19 protein-coding genes and 1 pseudogene are annotated in these 16,953 nt (G+C 62.6%); 11 read left to right on the top strand and 9 right to left on the bottom strand.

From position 1 onward, the window contains the following. The 3 genes from NKJ34_RS12305 to samp2 are packed head-to-tail and all read right to left on the bottom strand — an operon-like array spanning position 1 to position 1,176. Positions 1-426 carry a GNAT family N-acetyltransferase gene (locus tag NKJ34_RS12305; protein WP_253738604.1) on the bottom strand — a complete coding sequence of 142 codons (426 nt, stop codon included), beginning with the start codon at positions 424-426 and terminating at the stop codon, positions 1-3. Continuing rightward, the gene (locus tag NKJ34_RS12300; protein ID WP_253738603.1) at positions 423-923 is read right to left on the bottom strand and encodes a peroxiredoxin family protein; all 501 of its coding nucleotides are present in this window, start codon (positions 921-923) and stop codon (positions 423-425) included. Before NKJ34_RS12300 ends, NKJ34_RS12305 begins: the two co-directional genes overlap by 4 nt. Positions 924-975: 52 nt before the next feature. Then, on the bottom strand, positions 976-1,176 hold the full coding sequence (gene samp2 / locus NKJ34_RS12295) for a ubiquitin-like small modifier protein SAMP2 (protein ID WP_253738602.1): 201 nt from the start codon (positions 1,174-1,176) through the stop codon (positions 976-978). Positions 1,177-1,291: 115 nt separating this feature from the next. Here samp2 and NKJ34_RS12290 point away from each other — a divergent pair, with 115 nt between their 5' ends. Both NKJ34_RS12290 and NKJ34_RS12285 read left to right on the top strand, forming a co-directional pair. Then, complete coding sequence (locus NKJ34_RS12290; protein WP_253738601.1) at positions 1,292-1,660, top strand: hypothetical protein; 369 nt, start codon at positions 1,292-1,294, stop codon at positions 1,658-1,660. Between the two features lie 87 nt (positions 1,661-1,747). Next, complete coding sequence (locus NKJ34_RS12285) at positions 1,748-2,722, top strand: replication factor C small subunit (protein WP_253738600.1); 975 nt, start codon at positions 1,748-1,750, stop codon at positions 2,720-2,722. Here NKJ34_RS12285 and NKJ34_RS12280 read toward each other — a convergent pair. After that, positions 2,719-3,672 carry a cation diffusion facilitator family transporter gene (locus NKJ34_RS12280; protein ID WP_253738599.1) on the bottom strand — a complete coding sequence of 318 codons (954 nt, stop codon included), beginning with the start codon at positions 3,670-3,672 and terminating at the stop codon, positions 2,719-2,721. The two genes, NKJ34_RS12285 and NKJ34_RS12280, sit on opposite strands and share 4 nt — an antisense overlap. A gap of 98 nt (positions 3,673-3,770) precedes the next feature. Between NKJ34_RS12280 and NKJ34_RS12275 the strand changes: the two genes are divergently transcribed. The 3 genes from NKJ34_RS12275 (at position 3,771) to NKJ34_RS12265 (ending at position 5,711) form a co-directional block, all read left to right on the top strand. Continuing rightward, positions 3,771-4,283: a metallophosphoesterase gene (locus tag NKJ34_RS12275; protein ID WP_253738598.1), complete on the top strand. Its 513-nt coding sequence runs from the start codon at positions 3,771-3,773 to the stop codon at positions 4,281-4,283. Positions 4,284-4,373: 90 nt separating this feature from the next. Continuing rightward, positions 4,374-4,517 (top strand): DUF7859 family protein, encoded by a 144-nt coding sequence (locus NKJ34_RS12270; RefSeq protein ID WP_253738597.1) that lies wholly within the window; start codon positions 4,374-4,376, stop codon positions 4,515-4,517. A gap of 3 nt (positions 4,518-4,520) precedes the next feature. Beyond that, a complete protein-coding gene (locus tag NKJ34_RS12265) occupies positions 4,521-5,711 on the top strand; it encodes an inorganic phosphate transporter (protein ID WP_253738596.1) in 1,191 nt (396 codons plus the stop codon). A 9-nt stretch (positions 5,712-5,720) separates the two neighbouring features. Here NKJ34_RS12265 and NKJ34_RS12260 read toward each other — a convergent pair whose 3' ends face one another. After that, positions 5,721-7,049 carry a hemolysin family protein gene (locus NKJ34_RS12260; RefSeq protein WP_425491828.1) on the bottom strand — a complete coding sequence of 443 codons (1,329 nt, stop codon included), beginning with the start codon at positions 7,047-7,049 and terminating at the stop codon, positions 5,721-5,723. A gap of 144 nt (positions 7,050-7,193) precedes the next feature. Between NKJ34_RS12260 and NKJ34_RS12255 the strand changes: the two genes are divergently transcribed. The 4 genes from NKJ34_RS12255 (at position 7,194) to NKJ34_RS12240 (ending at position 10,113) form a co-directional block, all read left to right on the top strand. Beyond that, positions 7,194-7,409 (top strand): DUF7561 family protein, encoded by a 216-nt coding sequence (locus tag NKJ34_RS12255; RefSeq protein ID WP_253738594.1) that lies wholly within the window; start codon positions 7,194-7,196, stop codon positions 7,407-7,409. Between the two features lie 103 nt (positions 7,410-7,512). Continuing rightward, entirely contained in the window at positions 7,513-9,288 is a 1,776-nt protein-coding gene (locus NKJ34_RS12250; protein ID WP_253738593.1) for an ATP-dependent DNA helicase, read from the top strand. 272 nt (positions 9,289-9,560) lie between these two features. Then, a complete protein-coding gene (locus NKJ34_RS12245) occupies positions 9,561-9,704 on the top strand; it encodes a DUF7317 family protein (RefSeq protein ID WP_253738592.1) in 144 nt (47 codons plus the stop codon). A gap of 88 nt (positions 9,705-9,792) precedes the next feature. Beyond that, positions 9,793-10,113: a hypothetical protein gene (locus NKJ34_RS12240; RefSeq protein WP_253738591.1), complete on the top strand. Its 321-nt coding sequence runs from the start codon at positions 9,793-9,795 to the stop codon at positions 10,111-10,113. A 69-nt stretch (positions 10,114-10,182) separates the two neighbouring features. Here NKJ34_RS12240 and NKJ34_RS12235 read toward each other — a convergent pair whose 3' ends face one another. Continuing rightward, entirely contained in the window at positions 10,183-13,704 is a 3,522-nt protein-coding gene (locus NKJ34_RS12235; protein ID WP_253738590.1) for an LAGLIDADG family homing endonuclease, read from the bottom strand. Between the two features lie 110 nt (positions 13,705-13,814). Between NKJ34_RS12235 and NKJ34_RS12230 the strand changes: the two genes are divergently transcribed. Next, a complete protein-coding gene (locus tag NKJ34_RS12230; protein WP_256488741.1) occupies positions 13,815-14,624 on the top strand; it encodes an FAD-dependent oxidoreductase in 810 nt (269 codons plus the stop codon). A gap of 15 nt (positions 14,625-14,639) precedes the next feature. Next, positions 14,640-14,978, top strand: coding sequence for a DUF7999 family protein (locus NKJ34_RS16030; RefSeq protein WP_484494514.1), 339 nt, complete (start codon positions 14,640-14,642; stop codon positions 14,976-14,978). A gap of 21 nt (positions 14,979-14,999) precedes the next feature. On the opposite strand, the gene NKJ34_RS12220 is transcribed toward NKJ34_RS16030, so the two are convergent. From NKJ34_RS12220 to NKJ34_RS12210, 3 genes and pseudogenes are all read right to left on the bottom strand, one after another. Further along, on the bottom strand, positions 15,000-16,133 hold the full coding sequence (locus tag NKJ34_RS12220; RefSeq protein ID WP_253738588.1) for a DUF5305 domain-containing protein: 1,134 nt from the start codon (positions 16,131-16,133) through the stop codon (positions 15,000-15,002). Between the two features lie 46 nt (positions 16,134-16,179). Next, on the bottom strand, positions 16,180-16,671 hold the full coding sequence (locus NKJ34_RS12215; RefSeq protein WP_253738587.1) for a hypothetical protein: 492 nt from the start codon (positions 16,669-16,671) through the stop codon (positions 16,180-16,182). Positions 16,672-16,757: 86 nt separating this feature from the next. Next, a pseudogene (locus NKJ34_RS12210) lies at positions 16,758-16,953 on the bottom strand (IS1595 family transposase); the annotation flags it as partial.

The following is a 16,953-nucleotide window of genomic DNA, read 5'->3' as shown; positions in this document are numbered from 1 at the left end:
CTACCGACCCGCGGGCGACCGTCGACCCCACAGCCGACCCTCTCGCTCCTCGATCGCGAAGCCACACGCCGCATAAAAGGGTCGCACGCGCTCGTCGAAGGTCGCCGACAGCGGCCGCGGGGCCGCCCAGTCGGCGGCCGCCGTGATCAGCGACCGCCCGACTCCCTGCTCTCGTCGCTCTGTTCGAACGGCGATGGCAGATATATACACGGCATCGGGCCACGGCATGTCGTCGACCGTTTCGGTCTCGGTTACAAGCGCGACCGCGCCGACCGGCTGCCCCTCGCCAGCGACCAGTATACAGCCCCGACAGCCGGTTAGTTGCTCCCGAATCCGGTCGGCGTCGGTTTCGAGGAGCGCACCGTCGAACAGCCGCATCACGTCGACCAGATCGTCGGGGTCGGCATGGCGAATCGAGTGTGTCACTCGCTTGCGTTGCGCCTGTGGTCGAGTTCGAGCAGCAGCCCTTCGACGGTGGGCCGGTCGGATGGGGAGTTACCCACGTGGGAGTAGACGAGCCGTGGCTCGTCGCCCCGAAGGTCGATGATGACAGCCAGCGGCATCCGCCCCAGCAAGTCGTGGAGTTCGCCGAGGAACCCGAACCGGACCGGCTGGCCGAACCGGTCGGCGACGGCCGAGTCGGGGTCGGCGACTACCGGAAACGGGAGGTCGTAGCTGGCGGCCCACTCGGCGGCCCGCTCTTTGGATTCGGGGAGCACCGAGACGACTGCGGTGTTTCGCTCGCGGAACTCAGCGTAGCGGGCGGCGATCTCCTGGACCTGCTCCCGACAGTTGCCACAGAGGTGGTCCCGCTGGAACAGCACCACGACGAACGCCGTCTCGAGGGCGTCGAGTCGAAGCGGGTCCGGCCCGACCCCGCCGTTGGCCAACTCGACGGAGAGATCGGTCGGCTTCGAGTACATACCGGTGGCTCTCTCGTCGACTGATAAAAAGACTCAGTTCGCGTCGGCCCTGTTACCCGCCTTTGATCAGCCGCAACACCTGCACGTGGTCGGTCTCGACGGGCTGGTCCTCCGGCACCGGCGAGCCATCCACGAGGACCGAGACCTCCTGTGGACTGCGGTCGACTGCTTCGACCAGATCGGCGTAGGTCGCCCCGTCGTCGACGGTCACCTCACGGGCACCTTCGCCGACGACGTCGACGGTGACGTTCATACTAGGTGTGGGACGGCCGACTGACAAAAGGAGTCGGGTAAGCGGTATCGAGGATTGAGGCAGTCGTGAAGAAACTAATAAGGATTATCAACGAACAAACATCTGTTTCTTACACATGAACAGACGACGTTTCGTTGTTTCATCAGGATTACTCACCTCTTTGGCCGGTTGTTTGTCAGAAAGCGGCAACTCCGGGAGATCAATAGACGTACAAGTAAAAAACAGATCTGGTGATGAGTCACGAACTATCTCTGTTGAAGTGTATTCCGGCGATGAATCGGTTTACTCCGAAGAGCTGAGTATGTCTGACGGTGAATCCAAAACAGTCGAACTTTCAGACATATCTGGTAAAAAGACGTACGTCTTCGACGTGTCAACTGACAACGAACTCAACGTCGAAAAAGAATTCTCCGGAAGTGGATTGTATGAGGTCGAGATAACAGTACATCCAGACGAGATCGATATCTCTGCGGCTGTTATTTGAATCACGTACTCTCTTCGACTACTCGCATAGACATCCCTGCAATACGGTCTCGGGGTGTTTATCATCCCACCGGCCGCTTGTGCGTATATGAGCGAGGTCGACGCCGAGACCGCCCCCGGACGGGAGATATGGATCGAGAAGTACCGCCCCCAGACCCTCGACGAGATCAAAGGACAGGACGACATCGTCGAGCGCCTCGGGAGCTACATCGACCAACGCGATCTGCCGCACCTGCTGTTTTCGGGCCGCGCCGGCATCGGCAAGACGACTGCCGCGACCGCCATCGCTCGGGAGGTCTACGGCGACGACTGGCGGGGGAACTTCCTCGAACTCAATGCGTCGGATCAGCGCGGGATCGACGTCGTTCGGGACCGGATCAAGAACTTCGCCCGATCGTCGTTCGGCGGGTTCGACTACCGGATCATCTTCCTCGACGAGGCCGACTCGCTGACGTCGGATGCCCAGTCTGCCCTCCGCCGAACCATGGAGCAGTTCTCCGACAACACCCGATTCATTCTCTCCTGTAACTACTCCTCGAAGATCATCGACCCCATTCAGTCACGGTGTGCCGTCTTCCGGTTTTCACCCCTGTCGGACGACGCCATCGCCGCACAGGTCGACGAGATCGCCGCCGCCGAAGGGATCGAGGTCACCGACGACGGCCGGGAGGCACTGGTCTACGCCGCGGGTGGCGACATGCGCCGGGCGATCAACAGTCTGCAGGCCGCCGCCACGACGGGCGAGGTCGTCGACGAGGAGGCGGTCTACATGATCACCTCCACCGCCCGCCCCGAGGAGATCGAGTCGATGGTCACTGACGCCATCGCTGGCGACTTCTCGAAGGCCCGGGCCACGCTCGACACCCTGCTCACCGATACGGGGATGGCCGGCGGCGACATCATCGACCAGCTGCATCGCTCGGTGTGGGAGTTCGATCTCTCCGAGCGCGATGCCGTCCGGCTGATGGAGCGTATCGGCGAGGTCGACTACCGGATCACCGAGGGTGCGAACGAGCAGGTCCAGTTGGAGGCACTGTTGGCCTCGCTGGCGATGAACGATTAGATCCCTGTGCCTTCGGGCTCGATGTAGACGATATCCACGCGGTCGTCAGCCGTTTTTAGCTTCGTCTTGATCTGGCCGATATCTGCGTCGATGCTGTCGGTGACGAGTTCGGGATCGAAGCTCACCTCGGTCGTTACGAGCACCTGTGCCGGGCCGACGAACACCGTTCGGAAGCCCTCAACGTGGCGCACGCCCTCGTGGTCGACGATCACGTCTCGGAGTTCGTCCTCGACTTCGGGTTCGAGACTCTCGCCGAGCAGGAGTCGCTTGTTCTCCCATGCCAACGCGAGGGCGAAGCCCATCAGCAGCAGACCGATCAGCAGCGCGGTCACCGCGTCGTAGATCGGATTGCCGGTCAGTTGGCTGAGGACGATTCCGACGAGCGCAAGTATCGCACCCAGCAGCGCGATAGCGTCCTCCGTGTAGGCGGTGAGTGTCGTCACGTCGCTCGTCTTCCGGAACGCCTCCGGGATGCCGGACCAGCCGTACTCCGTGATCTGGCGCTGGAGTTCGGCGTTGGCCTTCATGAAGGCGTAGGTCTCGAACCCGATCGCCCCCAGTAGGACGACGACGCTGACGTACCACGCCGGAAACGGGCCGACACCGAGGAGGGTTACCGGGTCGACCGTGCCCGTGTGCGGGTGGAGGATCGCCTCGTAGCCGTGTTTGACCGACTCCCAGCCCGCGATCCCAAAGAGGAGGACCGAGACCAGAAAGCTGTAGAAGAACTGTGCCTTGCCGTAGCCGAAGGGGTGGTCCTGATCGGCCGCGCGGTCGCTGTACCGAATGCCAACGAGCAGGAACACCTGATTGCCCGTATCGGAGATCGAGTGGTAGACCTCCGAGAGCATCGAGGGGCTCCCCGTCAGGAGGAAGGCACCGAACTTGAGCACCGCGATCGCGCCGTTGGCAACGAGCGCCGCGAGGACGACCGATTTGCTGCCTGCCATACCTATCGGCTCACGTGTCGGTCGGTTAATCGTTCCGGGACTCGTCGCCGAGCCGCCGGCAGCAACGTTTTTCTGCAGCTAGATGTTGAGGGGTGGTAATGCTCACGATCGTCTCCGATACCCACAGCACTGGCGGCCACCGGCTCGACGGCCGAACGCTGGATGCGGTCAGGGAGGCCGATATCGTCGTCCACGCGGGCGATTTCATGACCGAACCCGTCCTCGATGCCTTCGAGGCCGAATCGTCGACCTTCCGGGGGGTCCACGGCAACAACGACGATTCGGCGATCCGCTCGCGGCTCCCCAAGGCTCGTACGGTAGAGTACGAGGGCGTCCGATTCGCGGTCACCCACACGGTTCGCGGCGGCAACACGGCGCTGACGCTGTTCGGCAAGGAACGCGAGGCCGACGCGGTGATCTTCGGCCACAGCCACCGACCGACCGCCGACCTCGCTGGCGAACTCCCCCTGATCAATCCGGGGAGCCACGCCCAGCCGCGCGGCCATCGGCCGGCCCACGCCGAGTTGGAGCCGATCGCCGGCGGGCTGCGGGGCCGACTCGTCACCCCCGACGGCGAGGTCTTCGAGACGTTCGACCTGCATGCCGAGTGACCGTCGGTCGCGTCGACACGTCGCAACCGCGCTCCGGTCGCCGCGTCGACACGTCGAAACGCCTTTGAAGAGGCCGATGAAAGGCCGCCTATGGTCGTCTCGCTCTTCGATGATCCGGTCGTCATCGGACTGATCGTTCTGCTGGTCGGATTCGTGTTCTTCGGCTACCTCCTGATGCGCCGGACTGTCATGGGGCTCCGCGAAGGGTACGAAGAGGGCCAACGGCGGGAGTAATCGATGGTCGCCTTCGAGACGCTGTCGACGTTCCTGATCGCCGCCGCGGCGAGTCTGTTTATGGCGTGGGCCATCGGTGCGGGCTCTTCGGGGTCGACGCCGTTCGCCCCCGCAGTCGGAGCTAACGCGATCTCGGTGATGCGGGCCGGGCTGATCGTCGGCGTGCTGGGCTTTCTCGGGGCCGTCCTCCAGGGAGCCAACGTCACCGAGGCCGTCGGCACCGAACTCGTCGTCGGCGAGCCGCTGACGGCCACGGCGGCGATCGTCGGCCTCATCACTGCCGCCGTGCTGGTCGCCATCGGCGTCTTCGCCGGCTACCCGATCGCCACGGCCTTCACCGTCACCGGGGCCGTCGTCGGTGTCGGGCTGGCGATGGGTGGCGGCCCCGCGTGGCCGAAGTACGTCGAGATCCTCACCCTCTGGGTGCTCACGCCGTTCGTCGGGGGCGGGATCGCCTACGGCATCGCCAGCCTCCTTCGGGGCGACCGGCTCCACGAGGACTACCTGATCGCGGGGCTTGGCGGTGTAATCGGCCTCATCGTCGCCAACATCGGCTTCGCGTTCCTCGGGCCGCCCGACGGACAGGGCTCGATCGCCGGCGCACTCGGCGGTCGACTGCCGCTGCCCGCTTTCGGCGGGATCGCTGGCGGTCTCGTCGCCTCGCTGGCGCTTGCTGGCCTCGCGGCGTCGGCGCTCTGGTTCGTCCTCAGGCGGGACCGGACCGCCGGCCAGCGCCGGTTCCTGCTGGTGCTCGGCGGACTGGTGGCGTTTTCGGCCGGTGGGAGTCAGGTCGGCCTCGCTATCGGGCCGCTGATCCCGCTGCTCGGCGAGATACAGCTCCCGATCTGGGCGGTCCTCGCCGGCGGCGGGTTCGGCTTGCTTCTCGGCTCGTGGACCGGTGCGCCGCGGATGATCAAGGCAATCTCACAGGACTACTCCTCGCTGGGGCCGCGGCGATCGATCGCCGCGCTGATCCCGTCGTTCGTGATCGCCCAGACAGCAGTCGCCTTCGGCATCCCGGTGTCGTTCAACGAGATCATCGTCAGCGCGATCGTCGGCAGCGGGTACGCGGCGGGCAACGCCGGCGTCAGCCGGCAGAAGATGGTTTATACCGTCCTCGCGTGGGTCGGCTCGCTGGTGGTCTCGTTCGTTCTCGGGTACGGCATCTTCAGCCTCATCTCGCTGGTGCGGTGACGAGGACGGTCAGGTCAACTCCGGCTCCTCGTCGACCTCGGTTTTCGGGTACTCCTCGGTGACCGTAATACGGGCCTTCAGGATCCGGGTGTTGTCGACCTCCTCGATGGCGATTTCGACGCCGTCGTACTCGAAGGTCTCGCCCTCCTCGACGAGCCGCCCGGCGCGGTTGAAGACGAACCCCGCCAGCGTCTCGAACTCCTCGCCCTCCGGGAGGTCGATCTCGAGGACGTCGTTGACCTCGTGGATGTTGACCTCGCCGCGGACGATCGTCGTCTGGTCGTCGACGCTGTCGAAGGGCTCGCTCTCGTCGCCCTCCAGGATGTCGCCGACGATCTCTTCGACCATGTCTTCGAGGGTGATGATCCCCTCGGTCGTCCCGAACTCGTCGAGGACGATCACCATCTGGAGGCGGTTTTCCTGCATTTCGGCCAGCAGGTCGTCGGCGTTTTTCGATTCGGGGACGTGCAGCGTCGGCCGGACGACGTCATCGAGCGTTCCCTTCCCCTCGGAGTACTGGTGTTCGCGGACCAGATCCCGGACGTTGACGATCCCGATGATGTTGTCGAGGTTGCCGTCGTAGACCGGCACGCGGACGTGATCGTTGCTGATACAGGCCTGAATCGCCTCCTCGATCGAGGCCTCACGCGAAACCGCAGTCACGTCGAGCCGCGGCGTCATCACCTCCTTGGCGATCGTGGAGTTGAACGTGAAGATGCGTTCGAGCATTTCCCGCTCTTCCTCCTCGATGACGCCCTCGCGTTCGCCGGTCTCGATGATGTCCTGAATCTCGTCGCGGGTGACGTAGGGGGATTCGATCTGCGAGGAGCTTCCGGTGACCCGGTTGACGATCCGGGTCAGCCGATCGAAGACGACGATGAGGGGAAACAACACGTACTCCGAGAGTTTCAGCGGACGAGCGATCCGCAATGCCCACGACTCGGTGTTCTCGACCGCGTAGGACTTCGGCGCGCTCTCGCCGAACAGCAGCACGACGGCGGTGATCCCGAAGGTCGCCGCGACGACCGCCTGCCCCTGTGACATATAAAAGCCGAACAGGGTGGTGGCGATCGAGGACATGGCGATGTTGACGATGTTGTTGCCGACGAGGATCGTCACCAACAGCCGGTGGGGGTCGTTCTTCAGCCCCTCGACGATGGTCGCGTTCTTTATCCCCTCGTCGACCATCGAGTCGATCCGGTGTTGGGGCAGCGAGAAGAAGGCGATCTCCGAGGACGAGAAGAATCCCGAGAGCGCGATCAGCACCACGATGCCAACGACACCGAGGATGGTGATCGTCGTCGTATCGAGAACCGGTAGCTGCAGCGCCGAGAGCATAAAGGAAACGCCTGCAAGCGATAAACCCATGTCTGGAATAGTTGCTCGGCCCTGAAATTAAGCGTTGTCCTCCCGGCGGTCCGACCAGCGACGACCGACTCCACAAGCGGTGCAGTAAAGAGCCGTCGACACCTACCGCCGTCGATGGCAAAACGCCGGTGTGACGGCTGCGGAACGAAAGTCAAGATCGCCGGGGGGATCGGCGACTTCTGGAGCTTCGATTTTACGCCGACCGGGGGGATGCTCCTCGAACTCGCCGACGGCAGCGAGCACTTCCTCTGTCTGGACTGCGTCGACAAGCTACCTGACGACCACGACCCCACCGCCGAGGACGTGGCCGCGCTCCCGGCCGAGGAGTAGCCGGCCGCTACCGGTCGGTAGTCGGTGGCTACCGTCCGGCTCCCGTCCGGTCGACCGTCACCGCATCCGCACGTTTTTGAGCGATGAAGCCCCACCAGTGTCCGTGAAGCCCTCGCGCATTCTGGAGGAGTTCCCCGCCCCGAGCTTCCGCGATACCCAACGGGAAGCACTGCGGGATATCCGCGAGGCGTTCGAATCCGATAACGACGTGGTCCTCGTCCGTGCGCCGACCGGCAGCGGTAAATCACTGCTTGCGCGGTCGATTATGGGCTGTGCCCGCGATCTGCAGACCGCCGAGCCCGCCGAAGTGACTGGCGCCTACTACACGACGCCGCAGGTCTCCCAACTCGACGACGTCGCGGCCGACGAGCTACTCGACGACCTCGAAATCATCCGCGGCAAGGGCAACTACAACTGCATCCTACCGGGCGAACACGACACACCGGTCAATCAGGCCCCCTGTGCCCGTGAGAAGGGGTTCGACTGCTCGGTCAAACACCGCTGTCCCTACTACTCCGACCGCGCCATCGCCTCCGGGCAGCCAATGGCCGCGATGACGCTGGCGTACTTCATGCAGACCGCCGGCTCGGACGTCTTCGGGATGCGCGATGTGGTCGTCATCGACGAGGCTCACGGGCTCGCCGAGTGGGCCGAAATGTACGCCACCATCGAACTGACGCCCGCCCGGGTCCCCGTCTGGAGCGAGGTCGACATCCCCGAGATCAATGCGGCCCACAACCCGGTCGAGCGCGCCTCGGCGTTCGCCGAACGACTCTCGAAGGTCTGCCGGGCGGCGAAAGACGACCTGACGAACAAGCCCGAACTCACTCCCGAGGAGGTCGCCCGACGGGACCGGCTGAACGAACTCGTCTCCGAACTCGACTGGTTCGTCGACGACTACCGGAGCCCCGACAGCCCGACGACGTGGGTCGTCGACCAACCCGGCGGTGACGGAACGGCGATCACGATCAAGCCGCTCGATCCCGCCCGCTACCTCCACCATACGGTCTGGGACCGCGGCGAGAAGTTCGCCCTCCTGTCGGCGACGATTCTCAACAAGGAGGCGTTCTGTCGACAGGTCGGGCTCGATCCCGAGCGGGTCGCGCTGGTCGACGTCGAGCACACCTTCCCCGTCGAAAACCGGCCGTTATACGACGTGACACAGGGGAAAATGACCTACGAACACCGTGACGAGACGATCCCGAAGATCGCCCGCCTTATCGTTCGGCTGATGGCCCGCCATCCCGACGAGAAGGGCCTGATCCACGCCCACTCGTATGCCATCGCCGAGCAGTTGGTCGACCGGCTCACCGAGTTCGGTGTCGGCCCGCGGGTCCGGGTCCACGACACCGACAACCGCGACGCCGAACTCGAGGCGTGGAAAGCCAGCACCGACCCCGAACTGTTCGTCTCGGTCAAAATGGAGGAGGCCCTCGACCTCAAGGGCGATCTCGCCCGCTGGCAGGTGCTCTGTAAGGCACCCTATCTGAACACGAACGACTCGCGGGTCGCCCGGCGGCTGGAGGACGGCCAGTGGGCGTGGTACCACCGGACGGCGCTGCGGACGGTGATTCAGGCCTGCGGGCGGGTCGTGCGTGCGCCCGACGATTACGGGGCGACCTATCTCGCGGATGCGAGCCTGTTGGATCTCTTCGAGCGCGCCGAAGCCGACACCCCACCGTGGTTCCGCCAGCAGCTCGACCGACTCTCGCGGCCCGACCTCCCCGAGTTCGATCCAGCCGCGGCCCTCGCCGGCGTCGACGGCGGCCCGGCTGTCCGTAGCGGTGGCTCCGGACGGCAGGCCGGACGGACGCGAACCGAATCCGACGCCGATCGCCGACAGAACCACCCGCTGTCGGACGTCTGGGGCGACGGCTGAACTAGATAAGGGTCGCGCCGTAGGCGAGCATCGAGCCGAGCATCATGACGGTGAAGAAGATCGCCATGAACTTCTGTCGATCCATACGCTCAGTCACTGCCGAACCGTCTTAGCTCTGTTGTTGGTCGACGCCGTCGCCATGGCACGAAAACAAGAACACGAACTAAAACCGAGAAAAAACAAATGTTCGTATATCTTTGAGCCATTTCGACCGAGTAGTATGGCACTGAATCTCACAGAAGCTTTAGATACATGGTGTCTGTATAGAGTGTATGGCAACGAACGGCCTGCTGACCGCACTGACACTGTACCGCTGTGGAACCCTCACGTTCGGTCAGGCAGCGACCCGCGCCGGCCAGACCGACGACGCCTTCGCACGGACCCTCGCTGACTACGGCATCCCCGCCCACGACTGACCGCACCGCCCCCGATTATCGCAATGTGATACCTATAGGGAAAGTATTAGTATCATCGTAGACAGAATTTCGAACGGAGGGGTGACACATGTCAACACATGAGAAGCGGTTGTGTGAGAGTCCGGAGCTATCGCGTGCGGAGCACTGGGCAGCCCACGCGACAGTCGAACGCTGGATTCGGACCCACGACGACCCCGACTCGCAGGCCGACGCCGACCGGCTGCTTGTCGGCTCGCGCCTGCGGTCGCGGCTCGAAACCGGTCGCCAACCGACGCAGGCACAGCTATCGCTGCTCGGCGAGCGCTGTCGGGCACGGCTGGCCGACGACACCGTTCCGGAACGGGATCGCGACCCGCTTGCGGGGGCTCTCGAGCGGGTCGACCAGTGTCTCGACAGCTGTTCGCCCTGAGCAGCCCGCTTCAGGACCGGCGTTCGTGTGGTGGGAGCGCCGGACCCGTCGCGGCCGGCTCCGTGTGGGTCACGTCGTCCGGAGGTGGCCCTGTCGGGGTTCGTAGACGTCACCCTTCCGCCGAAGCTTCTCGATCTCCTGTTCGGCTTTCGAGGCATCCATCCCGATCTCGCCGGCGCGTTCGAGGACCTCGTCGACGGGCGCACCCTCCTCGAACTCGTCTTCGATCTCGGCGATCAACCCCTTGATGTTCTTGATGCGGTCCCGCTGTGTTTTCGAGGTGCCGGTCTCGACGACGTCGGCGTCGAACTGCCCGGTCTCGGGGTCGACGCCGATATCTTGCAGACAGGAGCGAACGATCGACACCGACCGCTCGGCATCTTCTTCGTCTACGGTATCCGAGAGCCGGACCCGCGCGCTGGCCTCGGCGAGTCGAACCAGCGCCTCCAGTTTCCGGGCTGTGACGGGGATCGGCGCGTCCTCGTCGGCCCCCTTCGAGCGGAGGTCGACGTAGAACTCCCGGATGGTCGCCTTCGCCTCGTCGGTCATCGTCGGGAAACACGACCGCTTGGCGTGGGCGACGTATTTCCGGAGTAACTCGGCGTCGATCTCGGGGGCGACCTCCTCGGTGACCGAGTCGACCTCGTCTTGGGTGAACTCCGAAGTGGGCACGTTGGCCCGCTGGGTGTTCAACTCGCCGGCGTAGTTGGTCGTGAGGATGTGGTCGGCGAGCTTGCCGTCGTGTTCGGGATCCGGGGTATCGGTCACTGTAAAGATGAGATCGAACCGCGAGATCAGCGCGGGTTCGAGGTCGATCTGTTCGCCGATGGGTTCGTACTGGTCGAACCGACCGTACTTGGGGTTGGCCGCCCCGAGCAGCGAACACCGGGATTTGAGCGTGGCGTTGATCCCGGCCTTCGAGATGCTGATCTTCTGTTGTTCGAGCGCCTCGTGCATCGCCGAGCGGTCTTCCGGCCGCATTTTATCCAGTTCGTCGACCGCTGCAATCCCCTTATCTGCCAGTACGAGCGCACCGGCTTCGAGGGTCCACTGCTGGCCGTCGCCGAAGTCATCGCGAACCGCCGCCGCAGTGAGCCCGGCCGAACTCGATCCTTTACCAGAGGTATAGACGGATCGTGGGGCGATATTCTCGATATATGATAACATCTGGGAGTTGTGCGAGATGATGTTGTTCGTGAGATAGTTGTGGGTATCCTCGACTTCCAGATCGTAGACCCACTCATCATCCGGGTCGACTGGTTCAATCGTCTCGATTTTCTCCCATCCCACGTCACCTTCGGCCAACTGTCGAAGCGCATCAATACCGTGTCTGAGCGTGTCGACACCACCGTCCGAGGCAATGACTGTCTGCTCGGCTGTCAGTTCCGGTAGCGAAGCTTCGAATGCAGACACAACGCGTGACAGCGCATCACGACTCGGATTCCGGCTACCTCGCTCGTAATGCTGATACGTGCTTCGTGGAAGATTACATGATGCCTGTGGTAGCCCGACTGCCTCCCGAACACGTTTGAGTTCAGCCCCGAGATTTGGCACCACATCGAGGTTCGTGTTGCTTCCAGTCCCATCGTGCTCCAGTGCTGCCTGCGTTTTCCGTTCCGTAACAAAACCGATCTCGTCGACGTACTGTTCGAACTGGTCTCCGCTAATTCGGAGTCGGTAGCTGCCGTTCTGTCGTGCTGCAATCTGGGACCTGATGCCAAGCGAGAGTAGTAGGCTTCGGACGTTTGCCAACAGCTCATGGCTCATTGAGGCAACTGAGATCTCTCGCTGCGTTGCTGAAACGTGGCCTTCACCCTCGATATACCCGCTGAGAAATGCGGCTTTGATCTCGGTCGACGCTCGCAGAATTGCAGGTGGGACCCGCTGTGTGTCGGAGCCGGTGAGTAGTTGACTGTCGGAATGCGCAAGGAAGCTGACGAACTCACCTGACGAACACACGAGTTCCTTCGCGTCCTTCCCGTCGTGTGGTTCTCGAATCGTCGTGTTCAATCCGATCTCCGAAAGCGTCTGTGCAGCGTCGGCCAAGACTTCCTCGTCGTTATTTGTAATCGAGACGAAGCCAGTATTATTCTCGCGCTGCTCGACGTATCCCTCTGCGACAATGTATCCCAGAAGGCGTGCTAACTCCGGCGTCCACCGGTCCGGCAATGACAATTCGACCGCGTTGTATGACTGAGACGCCCGATACGTCGCTTTAACTGCATCGGATCCATCGCTTGGGATCGCCTGCGGAACTCCGATAAAATCACCAACAGAGAGGTCTTCAGCACGAACCGGTGTGAACTGACCGTTTTGCTGGACGAACAGCGGATGTGATGGCGTAACCGTTACTGATGAGCCCGTCTGTGTCGTGATCCGGTACAGTTGTTCGGGAGCCTCCCGTTTCCAGACCTTCGTTGCGTGACCAGTCCCGAGTGTTCCGTCCTGTTTGAGTGTCGGGATTGGAATGTCGACGTAATCCCACACGCCATCGTCGACCGGCTTCGGGTCGTCCAAATTCGATTCAACGAGATCCCGAATCTCCGTCTCGGAGCCGTCCGCCAACGTGACTCGCGTGTCTCCGCTGACGCACTTACCAGTACCAGGGTCACCGATAAGCAGCATATGGAGGTCGCCACGGATCCGCGAACCGTCGGGGAGTTCTTTGGTCACCCCCGAAAACAGCTGGAGGATCATCGCCAGCTTCTCTTCGTCGTAGCCGTAGATCGAGGGCGCAACCGAGGCGACCATCTTCTCGTAAATGTCGGGCTCGTTCGAGAGTTCGGTGATCTCGATGATATCGTCCTGATCGATATCCATGTCCTCGAAGACCTCGTCCTCGATGGTGACCGAGACGCCGTCCATATAGAGGTCGAACAGCGAGGATTTGCCCTCGTTGCCGTCCATCTGCTCGATGTGGAGGACGCCCACGACGGTGACGTGGTCGCCAGCGGTGACTTTGCCGGTGATATCGTCCTCGATGTTGATGTCGATGCTCTGTGGCGTCTCGCCGCCGCGCAGTCCCTCGGGGCTCTCCTGAACGCGGAGCTTCTGGGCGTCGACGAACTCCGACTGGTCGAAGTTGATCTTGAAGGGGCCTTCGCGCTCACAGCCCTGACAGTCGTGGGGTTCCTGAAAGTCGCCGTCCTCCTGTGGGATGTAGTTCATCGTCCCACAGCGCTGGCATTCGAACGCTGAGTCCGTTATTTTGGGGCGGACGTCGGTCGCCTTCCGGATGATCCCCTGTACCGAGATGAGTTTGCCGATGTGGTTGTCGTGGACGCGGATGCTTCGGATGTCGACCGAGTCCGGGAGGTTCTGCAGGCGGACGTGGGCGTTGCCGAGTTTGACGTCGGCCGGCAGATCGTACAGGCGGAGGGCCTCCTCGGCGTACTCCTGAATCTGGTCAGGTTGGGAGCGGTAGTCCTCGGCGAGGTCCCGATCGAACTGGTAGAGGTCGTCGTAGTCGATGTACAGCGAGCGCTGTTCGTTGGGGTACTGCTGGGCAAGCGTGCCGATCTCCTCGCGGTAGTAGTTGCGATAGAACTGGATAAACCGATCTGTGAGTTCCTGATTCCCGGCCTGAGCCATTACGGATTCCGTATGTCGCCATCACGTATGAAGGTCCGGTTCGCCGCCGACAGGAGCGATTCGACAACCGAACCACGAAACACAATTCGGCGGAGTCCGAAACGGATGATATGTCATCCGAGCAGACTTCGGCGCAGGAATCGGCCGACCACACCGCCGGGAGCCACGAACTGTTGATCGTCGGTGGCGGCGTCGCCGGGCTGATGGCCGCGACGTTTACCGCACGGGCGGGCATCGAGACGCTGGTCGTCAACGACGGCGAGTCGGTGCTCAACCGTAACGCCCACCTCGAAAACGTCCCCGGATTCCCCGCGGGCGTCGACCCGCGGCTGTTCGGCGACATGCTCAAATCGCAGGCCACCCGTAACGGCGCGGAGTTCCAGTCGGCCCGCGTGGCGGACCTCGAAGGGAGCCTCGAAGCCGGCTTCGTCGCCACCGCCGAGACCGACGGCGAGACCCGCGAGATCCTCGCCGACCGGGTGTTGGTCGCCTCCTTCCCCGACGCCGACTTCCTCGAGGAGTTCGACGTCGACATTCGGGAGGCCGGTAAGAAGCAGTACGTCGACGAGGAGCACGGCCGGACCGGCGTCGAGGGGCTCTACGTCGCCGGGCGGATCACCGAACGCTACCATCAGGCCGTGATCTCGGCGGGCGACGGCGCGAAGACGGCGATCACACTGATCCACGACGCCGAAATCCCCTTTTACAACGACTGGGTCGTCCCCGAGGGGTATTTCACCGACCGGGGCCGGGAGGTGCCGCCGGGCTGCGAGGAGATCGACGCCACCGAACAACAGGCCAGACAGGCCGAATCGCGGGCGGCCATGCAGGAGTACTTCGCCGAACCGCACGACGCCCAACAGCGCACCCACCCGAGTCTCGTGGACGACGACGTGGGGCGGGTCGACTTCGGCGAGTAGGGCAGCCGACTGTGGGTGGTGCGTGTTCGTGGACCGAGCGCGTCAGTTGGTGCAAAGATTTTTCACAAAAGACCAACACAGTGTCTAGGTGTGAAGCACACTCTCGATAAGTCCAGGGAATTCAGAGTTATGAGGGAGATGAATACAAACAACGCAATTAATCTGTTAGCACCATCGGCCAACCGGGTTTTCCAGGTCGTCGACTACGAGGACAACAGCCTTCGGGAGGAGCTAGCGGATCTCGAACCCGGCAAGCTGGTGCGGGTCAATCTCGAACGTGTCGGGGGGCGGGCGAACGTCTGGAAGGCCAGTTGGCCCGGTCGCGCCGAGTCCGAACCCGCCGGTCGACCGTAGGAGCGGCCGTTTTGGGAGAAATCACTCTTCGTGATTTTCGGGTTCGGCGGCCGTATCCGCTCTATCGTCGGCCGAGTGCTCTCCGTTCGAGGGTTGTGACACCGTTTTCGAGGGCCGGTACGTGTAGATATAGTCGTTGTGGAGTACGTAGTACCGTTCCTCATCCGGGTCTTCGATGACACTGTTGTTCGTATCGATCGCGAAGTCGACGAGTGCACCCAGTGAGGCGGCCTCGGCCTGTGGCCTATCGAACGCCGCCGCCGGGAGTTCGATCGTCGAAATCCACTCATCGAAGGCTTCACGATCGTCTTCATACGCCATCAGTTCCCGATCAGCCTCGGAGAGGTCCTCTCGACTTGCAGTGACCGCTCCGATCGAGCCGAGCGCAACCAGCAACAGCACCGGCCCACCAAGAGTTTGCAGTGGCCCGCCGGGTTGGGTGGCTGGGACTGTCCGAGATGTCTCGTACGATTCGACTGTCGGACCCGCACCACTGATCCGGTAGCCGCCACCGTCGAAGACAATAGGCAGTGTGAACACGTCCGTCTCGTCGACCGTGTTACCGTTGACCGTCCCGTCCGAACGGACCGTCGCGCGAACGAGCACCTCCGTCTGTCCGGGTGAGCCGCCGACTTCCTCGCGGATCCGTTCGATCTCGGCTCGGACATCGCTCATATCCTGTGCAAACGAGACACGGACCTGTTCGCCCGGATCGACGGACTCGACGGTCGTGCTGTCGAGCGGTTCAGTTCGCTGCCAGTACACCGTTTGGCTGTCGCTCCCGTCGTCCTGGTCGACGTTCCGCATGACCAGTGAGAGCGATACGGTCTGGCTCAGACTCCCGCTGTCCCGTACGGTATACGAAGTAGCGAACGTCCCTTGGAGCACCGGTGAGAGCCGTGTGAAATAGATCGGTCGATCGGTGAGTGTGCGACCCTGCTCGTACAGTGAATTGTCCGTTTCGACGGTCGCGCTGTGGGTGAAGTTCCCACTCACCTCCCATGCCGTCACCCGCTGTTCGGTCGTTGGTTCCGGAGCGGCGTGTGCCGTGTAGGTCAGCCACCCACCCAGCAGTGCAATCACGACGAGTACGCCCAGTACGATCGTGAACTGCTTGTCGAGAACAGCCCGCAGTCGGAGTTGCCAGTCGACCATACTACTGCAGGAGCGTAGTTTTGTTTAGTTACCACATCACTACTGGTCAGTAAAGACCGGCTACCAGTCGACGCACACGCGTCAGGAGCCCGTATCCACGGTCCAGACTCCGATCCCGGATCCGCCCCGTCCCGAGGAGTTCGATTCCGAGATAGTAAAACGGGACACCGATCACGGCGTCGATGGCGATGACCGGGGCCCACGGATGTACCGCATACAGTGTTTGAATCACCGGTAGAGGGAGGATAGCGAGGTAGCGGTGTTCGACGACGAAGCGCCGGTAGTAGCCCGTCTCGGGTGAGGCCTGCAACGTGACCGTTGCGTTGGCGACGCTCCGCGGTCCGACGTGTGACTCGTGTGGACTGACTGCCACGCCCTCGCTGGCCGGTTCGAGATAGGCAACTATCGGGATGACACCGCCGTTGTCGACGGGGTAGGTCAGGTTGGTCGACTCGCCCTGTGGAACCACCGTCGGTTTGTCGGACTCGAACTCCGCGCTGACGATCCCGTACTCTTGGGTTCCACTAGGACCAACCATGGCTGCAGTAGCGCTGACGATTAACAACCCTGCGAGAAGACCAACGACAATCCGTGTACGCTCTTGTGGCGGAGATTGTTGGTGAGTCATAGTGCAGCTTCGAGGATGCTTTTTAGAGCTTCTTCACCTGGTTTTCTGAAGACCTCACGTCGGAGCTGAAACGCTCTGAGGTACGGTGTGAGTTTATCCTTTGAGACACCTCGATGGGGTGAGAGCCAGGATCGCACCAGCGATCCGTGGCTCTCGCAGGTGTTCACGTGAACGTCTCCATCAACGTACTCG

Source organism: Halohasta salina, assembly GCF_024178165.1.
GTDB lineage: Archaea > Halobacteriota > Halobacteria > Halobacteriales > Haloferacaceae > Halohasta > Halohasta salina.
The sequence above is the reverse complement of the archived record's forward strand: the minus strand, read 5'-3'. Positions and strand labels throughout refer to the sequence as shown.

What these genes read in the sequence shown, in the direction of transcription:
- NKJ34_RS12300 (WP_253738603.1), bottom strand. Translation starts at nt 923, where the DNA reads ATGTACTCGAAGCCGACCGATCTCTCCGTCGAGTTGGCCAACGGCGGG.
- samp2 (WP_253738602.1), bottom strand. Translation starts at nt 1,176, where the DNA reads ATGAACGTCACCGTCGACGTCGTCGGCGAAGGTGCCCGTGAGGTGACC.
- NKJ34_RS12290 (WP_253738601.1), top strand. Translation starts at nt 1,292, where the DNA reads ATGAACAGACGACGTTTCGTTGTTTCATCAGGATTACTCACCTCTTTG.
- NKJ34_RS12285 (WP_253738600.1), top strand. Translation starts at nt 1,748, where the DNA reads ATGAGCGAGGTCGACGCCGAGACCGCCCCCGGACGGGAGATATGGATC.
- NKJ34_RS12280 (WP_253738599.1), bottom strand. Translation starts at nt 3,672, where the DNA reads ATGGCAGGCAGCAAATCGGTCGTCCTCGCGGCGCTCGTTGCCAACGGC.
- NKJ34_RS12275 (WP_253738598.1), top strand. Translation starts at nt 3,771, where the DNA reads ATGCTCACGATCGTCTCCGATACCCACAGCACTGGCGGCCACCGGCTC.
- NKJ34_RS12270 (WP_253738597.1), top strand. Translation starts at nt 4,374, where the DNA reads ATGGTCGTCTCGCTCTTCGATGATCCGGTCGTCATCGGACTGATCGTT.
- NKJ34_RS12265 (WP_253738596.1), top strand. Translation starts at nt 4,521, where the DNA reads ATGGTCGCCTTCGAGACGCTGTCGACGTTCCTGATCGCCGCCGCGGCG.
- NKJ34_RS12260 (WP_425491828.1), bottom strand. Translation starts at nt 7,049, where the DNA reads ATGCTCTCGGCGCTGCAGCTACCGGTTCTCGATACGACGACGATCACC.
- NKJ34_RS12255 (WP_253738594.1), top strand. Translation starts at nt 7,194, where the DNA reads ATGGCAAAACGCCGGTGTGACGGCTGCGGAACGAAAGTCAAGATCGCC.
- NKJ34_RS12245 (WP_253738592.1), top strand. Translation starts at nt 9,561, where the DNA reads ATGGCAACGAACGGCCTGCTGACCGCACTGACACTGTACCGCTGTGGA.
- NKJ34_RS12240 (WP_253738591.1), top strand. Translation starts at nt 9,793, where the DNA reads ATGTCAACACATGAGAAGCGGTTGTGTGAGAGTCCGGAGCTATCGCGT.
- NKJ34_RS12235 (WP_253738590.1), bottom strand. Translation starts at nt 13,704, where the DNA reads ATGGCTCAGGCCGGGAATCAGGAACTCACAGATCGGTTTATCCAGTTC.
- NKJ34_RS12230 (WP_256488741.1), top strand. Translation starts at nt 13,815, where the DNA reads ATGTCATCCGAGCAGACTTCGGCGCAGGAATCGGCCGACCACACCGCC.
- NKJ34_RS12220 (WP_253738588.1), bottom strand. Translation starts at nt 16,133, where the DNA reads ATGGTCGACTGGCAACTCCGACTGCGGGCTGTTCTCGACAAGCAGTTC.
- NKJ34_RS12215 (WP_253738587.1), bottom strand. Translation starts at nt 16,671, where the DNA reads ATGGTTGGTCCTAGTGGAACCCAAGAGTACGGGATCGTCAGCGCGGAG.